Below are 3210 nucleotides of genomic sequence, written 5' to 3'. Positions count from 1 at the left end.
TTAAAGAGCTTATCGCTCCACTTTGACCCCTTTCCAGAAAGCAACGTGGTCCTTGATTTCCCTGGCCGCAGGTTTGGGCTCCGGGTAATACCAAGCTGCATCTTTGTTGGTCTCATCGTTGACCTCAAGCGAATAATAAGAAGCCTGTCCTTTCCAAGGGCAAGTACTATGTGTATCGGAGGATTTAAAAAACTCCTTTTTAATGGTATCTGCCGGGAAATAGTGATTTCCTTCTATTTGAATGGTTTTATCACTTTCTGCGATTACGGTATTGTTCCAGATTGCTTTCATTTTTTATTTATCTATATGTATGTATGTACTCAATGATGCCAATAAAATGGTAATTTAATATCATTCAAGTCTAATATCTTGTGTCTTGTGTCTCAAGTCTTAATTCTTATTCCAGATCCTCCAGCAAAGTCGGAATTAACTCTGAAACAGTTGGATGTACCTGCACCGAATCCCGGATGACCGTATAAGGTGCATCAGCATACATGACATTCAAGATCCCGCTGATGATTTCATCCCCTCCTACACCTAGAACAGTCGCGCCTAGGATTTTGTTGGAATCCGCATCCACAATCACCCTCATAAAGCCGTCGGTCTCCCCTTTTTCTTTTGCCCTGGCCACTTTTTTCATTTCCCGATAACCTACCAACACGTTCATTCCTTTTTCTTTGGCTTCCTGTAGATTGATACCTGCCCTTCCCAATGGTGGATCGACAAACAATCCATAAGTAAGAATGCGGTCAGAAACTTTTCTGTCGCCATTTTCAAAAAGGTTGGCTCTGACAATTTCAAAATCATTGTAGGCAGTATGGGTAAATGCCCCTTTTCCGTTGCAGTCTCCCAAGGCATATATTCCGGGAATATTGGTTTCAAGCTTGTCATTGACTTGGATGTAGCCTTTTTCATTGGTTTCAATACCGGCAGCATTCAGATGAAGGGTATCCGTATTGGGAATCCTGCCAACGGCCAAAAGCAAATGGCTCGCATGAAACTCAGGTTCTCCATTTTCACAATCCACCTTCACCCTGAAGGATCCATCTGCATCCTGTTCTGCCCCTATACAATCGGCCGCTAACCGGAATTCCACTCCCTCTCTTTCCAAAACCTTTTGGATTTCAGCTGAGACATCCTCATCTTCTTTGGAAATGATCCTGTCGCCCCTTTCCACTATGGTCACCTTACTGCCAAATCTTCTGAACATCTGTCCGAATTCCAGCCCTATATAACTTCCCCCGATTATGGCCAGGTGTTCGGGAAGGCTATCCAGTTCCAATATGCTCTGATTGGTCATGAAATCCAGCCCCTTGAACGAATCCGGGATAGAGGGTCTTGCGCCTACATTGATGAATATTCTATCTGCTTCCAATTTTTCTCCATTGACTGTGATGATCTTTTTGTCCGTAAACCGTGCCTCACCTTTGAAAAAAGAAATCTTTTCCTCGCCTTCAATGCCTTTGGCTATACCGTCCACTGATTCTTGGACCAGCTTATCTTTTCTTTCTTTGACTTTTAGGAGGTCAACTTTTGCTCCCTTGAGGATGTGGACCCCCAAAGCCTCACCGTTCAGGGCATCAAACATTCTTCTGGCACTTGCCACATAGGCTTTGGTCGGGGTACAGCCCACGTTCACGCAAGTACCTCCGAGATATTCTTTTTCGATAAAGGCTACTTTCATCCCCTCACCCGCAAGCTTAAAAACCAAGGGCGTACCTGCCTGCCCTGAACCTATCACAATAGCATCAAATTTCATGGTCATATCTTTAAATTTAAAAAAGCTCCATATCAACACTTAATTTACAAACTTTCCATTGAGGAGCCTAAAACTATCAGGGATCATTCTTTCCGAAAGTGTCAGTTTTCCTCTTCTTAATGTCAATTTTTCCAAAGGAAGGTAGGATGCCCCACATTCGGGTTTAACAGCAGATTCAGAACTTGAACACGTCTGTCTCCGGATAAAACGCATACCAAGCAAACCAAAAGTTCATCACGGTCGGTATGATATTGCCTTCATCATCCCTAATTTCAGCACTTTGGCTATCCTCATCAAATCTTATAGACAGCTTCTGGTCCTGAAACACATCTTCTATTTCGGGTTCATCGGATTTGGCCAGTTCTGAAAAGGGATAGGCTTTGTGCATTCCGTTGATTTCCAATCCGACTACCATTTCTTTGGGATGATAACTATCATCCATTTCAGCCACTTCAAAGTAGATTTTGGCTGATTGAGCGTAGCCGGGATAGGGATTCCTGCTGTAATCCCTACCAAATCCTGTTTCTTCCGAAAGGATTAAAGTTTCCGGATGGTTTTCTTTCCATTTTCCCCAAGTAGTATTGGCTGTTGCTATTTTAACCAAAGACCGGCCTTTCATTTCTCCGCTGACGGATTCTTTTTTTAGTTGGGACCATAGAGATTCGGTCTCCCGGTCATAAAGCAAAACATCTGAATTGTACAAAAGTCCTGATACACCAAAGGTTTTTCGCTCCCCATTGATTTCAGCATCGAAAGCAATCCCGCTTCCACAAAGTGGACAGTATGTGACCACCACAGGATGACCTTCAAAAAAATCATTCACAATTTCATGAAAATTCAGGATGTTGATGGGATATGCTTTTGCTATTCCATTATGGTAAACCCCCAAAATCCTGTCTTGCTCTGCAATCCCAGCCTGACTGACTGATAGAAATTTTGGAGCATCAATGGATGGTATTCCGTCCCGCGGAGGCCCTCCATCTTTGATTTCAACAATGGGTATCGTGGCACCTGAGAGATCAAAGCCTTTTTTGGTCTGTGCATTTACCTGGCAGACTATGGCAAAAAACAAAATAAGTGTAGAAAGAATATTTTTCATCTAATTCAAATTCAATACATAACAAAACTATCAAATCAGCAAAGAATGTACTGTCGGAAAATTGACATTTCCAATCATTTAATAATTGTAAATATATTTCCAATTGATTTACTTCGATTCCACGATTATTTGTCAATAATTTCTTAATCGGATTTACGGAAATCATCAAGTACCATGAAATTATCCAAATAAGTATTTTTAAATGAGGGTATTAACTCTGAATATTTTTGTAACTTTAGAATAAAGACCCTACATTTTAGATTGACCACTTGGAAATGGATTCAAAATCAAAAATTTGGTATCTGGAGAACTTTAACTTTTTTTCCGAGCTTAACCTGGATCAAAGAAAGTT

Annotated in this window: 3 protein-coding genes; all 3 read right to left on the bottom strand. The window is 41.3% G+C overall.

Going from position 1 to position 3210, the window contains the following annotated elements; genetic code table 11:
- Positions 1–9 precede the first annotated feature (9 nt).
- Positions 10–291 carry a DUF427 domain-containing protein gene (locus ACEW8O_RS07830; protein WP_373494064.1) on the bottom strand — a complete coding sequence of 94 codons (282 nt, stop codon included), beginning with the start codon at positions 289–291 and terminating at the stop codon, positions 10–12.
- A 106-nt stretch (positions 292–397) separates the two neighbouring features.
- On the bottom strand, positions 398–1759 hold the full coding sequence (locus tag ACEW8O_RS07825; RefSeq protein WP_373494063.1) for an FAD-containing oxidoreductase: 1362 nt from the start codon (positions 1757–1759) through the stop codon (positions 398–400).
- 175 nt (positions 1760–1934) lie between these two features.
- Positions 1935–2858, bottom strand: coding sequence for a DUF3179 domain-containing protein (locus tag ACEW8O_RS07820; RefSeq protein WP_373494062.1), 924 nt, complete (start codon positions 2856–2858; stop codon positions 1935–1937).
- Positions 2859–3210: the final 352 nt, after the last annotated feature.

It is taken from the genome of Aquiflexum sp. (genome assembly GCF_041749095.1).
Taxonomy (GTDB): Bacteria; Bacteroidota; Bacteroidia; order Cytophagales; family Cyclobacteriaceae; genus Aquiflexum.
Note: the sequence above shows the minus strand (reverse complement) of the source record. Positions and strands in the feature narration are given on the sequence as shown.

Bases quoted from the DNA above. Each gene is read 5' to 3' on its own strand.
- ACEW8O_RS07830 (WP_373494064.1), bottom strand. From the start codon at position 291: ATGAAAGCAATCTGGAACAATACCGTAATCGCAGAAAGTGATAAAACC.
- ACEW8O_RS07825 (WP_373494063.1), bottom strand. From the start codon at position 1,759: ATGAAATTTGATGCTATTGTGATAGGTTCAGGGCAGGCAGGTACGCCC.
- ACEW8O_RS07820 (WP_373494062.1), bottom strand. From the start codon at position 2,858: ATGAAAAATATTCTTTCTACACTTATTTTGTTTTTTGCCATAGTCTGC.